This is a genomic window from Stieleria sp. (assembly GCF_041595215.1).
GTDB classification, from domain to species: domain Bacteria; phylum Planctomycetota; class Planctomycetia; order Pirellulales; family Pirellulaceae; genus Stieleria; species Stieleria magnilauensis.
In genome coordinates this window covers 1-6500 of record NZ_JBFHKV010000432.1, presented here as the reverse complement: position 1 = coordinate 6500, position 6500 = coordinate 1, and the positions used below count along the sequence as shown (strand labels likewise).

Here is a 6500-nt window from a genome sequence, read left to right as displayed (position 1 = left end):
AGTAGGTCACGCTGTGCGTGACGATGTAGGTCATCGCTGTGCGTGACTATGTAGGTCACACTGTGCGTGACGATGTAGGTCACGCTGTGCGTGACGATGTAGGTCACGCTGTGCGTGACGATGGGCACGATCGGCATGCACAGCATGCCCTACGCACCGATCGTGAGGGCATGCCCTACGAGTTGGATTTCGTCTCCGCGTCCTCGGCGGCTTCGAACTCGCCGTCGTCTTCATACTCCTCTTCGTCGCCGTCGTATTCTTCTTCTTCGGCTTCGGCGGCTTGTTGGAGGGCGATTCGCTCTTTGTCACGCTCGAGAAAATCACCGGTGACCTGCTCTTCAGTCAACTGGGCTTCGGCGAACTTCATCAGTTGGCCCATCGGTTCGCGTTCGTATTTGAAATCGTCCATCACGAACTTCTTTTTCTTGCCGTCGACTTCGTAATGGATTTTCGCGATCCCTTTGGCGTCCCACTTTCGTTTATCGATCTTGGTGATTGCGTCGATGGGCACCTCCTGGCCCTTGCTGTTACGAATCACGGTTTCATCGCCTTCGACCCAGGTTCCTTGGCCGGACATGAACATCATCAGCGCAGGGATCCCGAACAGCATGCAGAGGATCAGCTGCATGAATTGAGTGCTGATGTCGTGACGAATGTCACTGGCGGTTTTGGACGGTGTGATCGTGGGCCAACCATTTTCAGCGGCGAGTTCTTTCCAGGCTTCGCGACGGCCCTCTTCCGGCAGCCCCTCGTAGGCTTCGGCGATCGTCAGATTCCTTGGATACTTGATCAATCCGTCGTACAAGCACCATCCGGCAAACGCGGTACAACCGAGAAAGACGTACAGGAATTTGCGGAAGAAGGGCTGGTGAACTTGCGCACGAATCATCAATTCAGTACCGGAGAGCGTGAAGCAGGCGAGACAGATCCATTATGATTGAGAATGCTCGATCGAACAGCTCAATCTGACGCGATCGGCGGATCAAACCACCACAAAAGAGACTTCGAATGCCGGATACACCGCTTTTCAAACAACTCGATCATATCGCCATCGTGGTGCGAGACACCGATGAGGCGCTGGCGTTTTATCGCGACACGCTGGGGTTGCCCGTCGTGTTGAGCGAAGTGATCCCCAGCGGCAACGTACGCCTGACGCATCTGGACATGGGCAACGTGCACTTGCAATTGGTCCAGCCGCTGACCGAGGACCATCCGTTGCAGACCCATCTGGCCGAACACGGCGAAGGGTTACACCATCTGTGTTTTCAAACGAACGACGTCTCCGAATCGCTCGCGTCCTTGCCGGCGCGTGGGATGCGGGCCAAATCCGAAACGCCGCACGACGCCCCGCGTGGCCGCAAGGCCGGATTCATCGACCCGGCCACGACCCGCGGCGTGGCGTGGGAAATGACCGGGCCGATGTGATCAGCAGATGTGATCAGCAGATCGATCGATAGTAATCGACGCTCTGCTCCAAACCGCTTTTCATGTCGACATCGGGCTCGAACTGCAGCCGCGTTCGGGCCTGGGTGATATCGGCCAGCGAATCCTTGATATCGCCCAAGCGGGGCGGATCATGAATCGGCTCGATGTCTTGGCCGAGGATTTCGCGGAGCGTCGTCAGCAACTCCAACAGCGTCGTGCGCTGTCCTTGCCCGATATTGAAGGTGCCGCCGTTGATGCCGGGAATCGTGGCGGCCAACAGGTTTGCCTTGGCGACGTCGCGGACGAACACAAAGTCGCGTGACTGCGACCCATCGCCGTAAATCACCGGGCGTTTACCGGACAAAATCATCGAGACGAAACGTGGGATCACGGCGCTGTATTCGCTCTGGGGATCCTGGCGGGGTCCGAAGACGTTGAAGTAACGCAGGATCACCGTTTCCAGCTTGGACGTTCGCGAGAACGATTGCATGTAGGCTTCGGCGGCCAGTTTGGAGGCCGCATAGGGCGACAGGGGTGCCGGCGGATCCTCTTCGCGTTTGCTGACGTAGGGAGAATCTCCATAGGCGGCGCTGGTGCTGGCCAGCACCATCCGGCGAACCCCGGCGGCCTCCGCCGCGGCCAACAGGTTGATGGTGCTGGTCGCGCACCAGGCGTGGCACAGTGCCGGCTCGCGCATGCTGCGGGGCACGCTGGCCATCGCGGCGTGATGAAAGATGGCATCGCAGCCGGCGACCGCTTTCTCCGTCACCGCCGGATCCGCCGCGTCACCGCGAACGACTTCGACGCCGGGGTGATCGGCCACGTGGGACAGATTGGACTCATAACCGGTGCTGAAGTTGTCCAACACACGGACGGTCGCATTGTGCGAGAGCAGGGCGTCGACCAAGTGCGATCCGATAAATCCCGCCCCTCCGGTGACCAGACAGGTCCTTCCGGCGAGTGGCAAAGCGGCATCGGGAAGCGTGATGGGAGCGATCATGAAGAAAACTTTTTATGAGGCAGGTGTATCAGAATTGCGGCGCTCGTTGGCCGGTCGCCAGGATTGATTCCCGGGGCGACCGACGCAACCAAGTGTTGCGCGAAAATGGCGCCGCGCAGGCGGAATTCAAGGAACCATCAGTATTTCATCAAGTCAGACTCAAGTGTTTACCACGATCGGGCAAGTGTCCGGAAACCGCCAACATTTTGCCGGTGAAGTCGATTCTGCCGACGGGGAAGGGTTTTTGAGCGGCCCGATTTGCGAAAGCGCTATGGACGTCAACAGATGAGGGTTAAACTACATCGGCACGGTTTCCCGGTAGGTGTTGAGTGGTGACTCCATCGACCGGCCTTCGGGAAAACGCGTTTTCGAAAGGATTTTCGGAAGGAAAGGGCCCGGCGGTGTTGTACCCGGCGGGCCGACAGCACGCTCCCAGACGCTGTCGGTTTTCCCCCATCAGGACCGATTCGATCAACGGATCCTTGTTTATAAGCTTCACCGCGACCAGACTGCTCGCGCCCGGCCGGCACGCTTCGGTGTCGGTACTCCCCCACGCTCTGCCGAAACAGATTCACGCCCCACGATGATTGCAGAACAAACTTCGACTCCACCCTCCAACCGTCGCAGCCGCCAGATCGCGTCGACCGGGGCGACGCAGCCCCTGGATGTCCTCGGAGCGCTGTGGCGCTACCGCTGGGCCGTGATTTTGCCGGCCATCGTGTTCGGCGTGATCGGATTCCTGGTCTACTCGCGAACCGAAGAGACGTTTCGCAGCAGCACCCGGCTGATGGTCGAATCGAATCGGCCGCCGATTTTTGACGCCTTGACCGGCGAAGTCGTCGGCGGCGTCCCGGACATCGAAGTGTTGCAGGCCCAGTTGTTCAGCGACACCGTCGCCACGATGGCCTTCAACGATCCCGACATGGTGCCGCACCGCGAATTCTACGGCAACAGCATCGATCGCTTCATCGTCGAAGTTCAGGAACAACTGGAACTCGAACCCGAAGTCACGGACGTCAAAACGGCGCAATCGTTGATCACGTTGCTGCACTTCGACAGCAACAACACCGAACACTGCGAAGCGGCGATCAAGGCCTACAGCAAAGCGTTGCAAGAGTACTACAACCAGCGACACAAAACCGCCCAGGCGGATCTGGAGCGGTTGATCACCATGGCGATGACGACGCTCGGTCCCAAGTTGGCCCAATTGGAAGATCGCTACGCCGAGTTCCGTCGCGACGCCCCGCTGACCTGGGATGCCGACGGACGGGCACAAAACCCGCACCGCGAGCAACAGCAACTGCTGACGAAACGACGCTCGGCTCAATTCGAAGAACTCCGTCGCGAAGAAGAAGTGCTCAAACGGATGGAGACCGTCGCCGCACAAACCGAAGACCCGCGGATCGCGCTGAGTGTGATGAGCCAGTTGTTGGGGGTAAAAGTCAGCAGCATTGCCGACGCCCGCGAACCCGATCCGATCATCGGCGACAGCTTGCTGGCCGAAATCGACCTGGAAAAGAAACTGCTGCCGCTGATCGTCGCCAAAAACCAGAACGTCTCTCAATTCGGTCCCTCCCACCCGACCGTCAAGGCACTCGATCAAGAACTCGAAACCACGCGTGAAGAGCTGCTCCGCCTGGTTCGTGAGCAAGCCGACCGCATCACCAAACTGCGACGCGAATGGTTCGAAGACCTGGGTGACCCGATCGAACGGGCCAGAGAAACCGTCCAAGCAGTCGTCTACTCGCACCAAGCCAAGGTCGAGATGCTCAAAGGGTTCATCAAGGAATTGGATGAGCAGATCGCAACAGAAAAAGTGCTCGCGGCGAAGATCTCCAGCGAGGAGCTGCGTAACGAATCGATGGTTCGCGAGATGGAGCAGTATCGCCAATTGATGCAACAGCTCAAAGAGAACCTGGGCAAAACGCAACTGTCCGACAACGACAGCGTGACGCAGGTGGTCGAGTTGATGAAACCCACCCCGGCGTATCTGGTCGGCCCCAGCATTTTGAAACTGGGCGGACTCGGCACGCTGGTCGGTCTGTTGCTCGGCGGCGGGCTCGCGCTGCTGCTGGAAAAGAACGCCAACACGTTCCGCGACCCCGAAGAGATCTGTTCGATGCTGGGCGTGGCGATCTTGACGCACATCCCGTTCTTCCGCGGCAAACGGCGAAAGACCAAGAAAGGAGAACTCGATCCTTACAAGACACTGTCGACCGACTTGACGGTGGTCCATCAACCGTCGTCGTCGGCTGCCGAGGCGATCCGGTCGCTGCGAACCACCGTGTTCTTTGACACCAACAACATCAAGGGCGGCAAGGTCATCCAGATCACCAGCCCGCTGCCGGGCGATGGCAAGAGCACGATCGCGTGCAATCTGGCCTGCTCGATCGCCCAAAGCGGCAAACGGGTCTTGGCAATCGATTGTGACCTGCGTCGCCCCCAGCTGACCGACAACTTCGACTGCGATGAAAAACTGGGACTGACCAACGTCCTCAACGGCGAATGCGAGCCGCTCGAAGCCGCCCACGCCACGCCGCTGCCCAAGCTGTCGATCATGCCCTGTGGTCCGATCCCGACCAACCCCGCCGAAGCGCTTTCGTTGCCGGTGATGAACGAGCTGCTTGAGTATCTCCGAGAACAATACGATTACATCATCCTGGACACGCCCCCGCTGTTGGTCGTCACCGACCCGAGCATCACCGCAAGCATGTCCGATGCGTTGATCTTGACCCTGCGGATCCGCCGCAAGAGCAAGCCGAATGCCCGCGAAGCACTCAACATCCTCAACGGCGTCGGCGCCAATGTCTTGGGCGTGGTGATCAACAATTCCGACGAAACCAGTGCGAGCGACGGTTACCGCGGATACGGTTATTACAAGTACGGACGCTACGGCGGCTACTATCGACGCAACGGCCAAACCTCCAGCACCAGCGTCGCGGTCTCGTCTCAAAACACCATTCGTCTTTCCCGCCCCGCGCCGGCGGCGATGTCTGGCAGCAGCCCGTCTGGCAGCAGCCCGTCTGGCAGCAGCCCGTCTGGCAGCAGCCCGTCCGGCAAGGGCCCCCAAGCGGCGAAAAACGGAAACTCGGTCTCCCGGGCCGCCGCATCCGGCCCACCGCGCCCGTTTTCCGCCGGCACCTTGCTGGCCGACCCGCCGGGCTCGCGCGACGAACCGGACTCACACGGCGGCGCGGATGCTTCGTCTGGCGGATCGTCGAACAAGCCGAATTTCGATGGCTGACACCCGTCGCCCCATCGCCACACCACACCGACCTGAACACTCTCCAGTAGACTGATTTGCCAATGTCGACCACCGACTCGACAGGCCTGTACACGTCCATGCTCGACCAGGCCGAACCGATTCAGCCCGCGACAACCAGCGATTCCCAACCCCACCCCAATTGGCGTTGGTTTTGGCTCGGCTTGTTTCTCGCCGTGGCTCCGTTGTTGGTGCCGTACTTCATCGGCATGTGGGGCAATCCGACCTATCGCTATTTTCCGTTCGCGATCGCCGCGGTGGCCTGGCTGACGTACCTCCGCTTTGACGGCTATTTCTATCCTCCGCGCGGTTGGTTCAGCTGGGCGGCGATCGGATTCGCGTTGCTGCTGACTGCCTTCGGGACGGTGGTGCAGTTCCCCTGGTTTGCGGCAGTCGCATTCGCGATCCTTTGCGCGACCATGCTGTACGCGATGCGTGGACCGGAGGATTCAACGTTGTTGGTCCTCGTGCTTCCGTTGCTGACGATCGTTCAACTGGTTCGCGCCGACACGCTGTTGGTGCTGTGGCTGCAGAACGTGACGACGTGGATGTCGAGTGTCTTGCTGGACACGCTGGCGGTTCCACACGCGGTGACCAACAATGTGATTCAGCTTGCCGATCGCGAGCTGTTTGTTGCCGAGGCCTGCAGCGGAATTCAGTCCGTCTTCACGCTTAGCTTTCTCGCCTTTCTGATGATCTCGTGGCGGCGACGACGGATTTGGATGGCACCGATCTACCTGGCGATCGCATGCCTGTTGGCCATTTTCGCCAACGTCATTCGGGTCACGGTCGTCGCCTTGGTCGCCAATTCCT

At 59.6% G+C, this 6500-nt stretch carries 5 protein-coding genes; 3 read left to right on the top strand and 2 right to left on the bottom strand.

From position 1 onward, the window contains the following. Window positions 1-175: 175 nt before the first annotated feature. A complete protein-coding gene (locus tag ABX749_RS17130; RefSeq protein ID WP_372897036.1) occupies window positions 176-889 on the bottom strand; it encodes a hypothetical protein in 714 nt (237 codons plus the stop codon). 119 nt (window positions 890-1008) lie between these two features. Here ABX749_RS17130 and ABX749_RS17125 point away from each other — a divergent pair, with 119 nt between their 5' ends. Continuing rightward, window positions 1009-1425 carry a VOC family protein gene (locus ABX749_RS17125; RefSeq protein ID WP_145208917.1) on the top strand — a complete coding sequence of 139 codons (417 nt, stop codon included), beginning with the start codon at window positions 1009-1011 and terminating at the stop codon, window positions 1423-1425. Window positions 1426-1438: 13 nt separating this feature from the next. Here the strand turns inward: ABX749_RS17125 and ABX749_RS17120 are convergent, their stop codons facing one another. Then, window positions 1439-2425 (bottom strand): SDR family oxidoreductase, encoded by a 987-nt coding sequence (locus tag ABX749_RS17120; protein ID WP_372897035.1) that lies wholly within the window; start codon window positions 2423-2425, stop codon window positions 1439-1441. Between the two features lie 583 nt (window positions 2426-3008). Between ABX749_RS17120 and ABX749_RS17115 the strand changes: the two genes are divergently transcribed. Further along, window positions 3009-5669, top strand: coding sequence for a polysaccharide biosynthesis tyrosine autokinase (locus ABX749_RS17115; RefSeq protein ID WP_372897034.1), 2661 nt, complete (start codon window positions 3009-3011; stop codon window positions 5667-5669). 62 nt (window positions 5670-5731) lie between these two features. Next, window positions 5732-6500, top strand: a 769-nt coding sequence (gene xrt, locus ABX749_RS17110) for an exosortase (RefSeq protein ID WP_372897033.1), incomplete at its 3' end; no start/stop codon positions are given.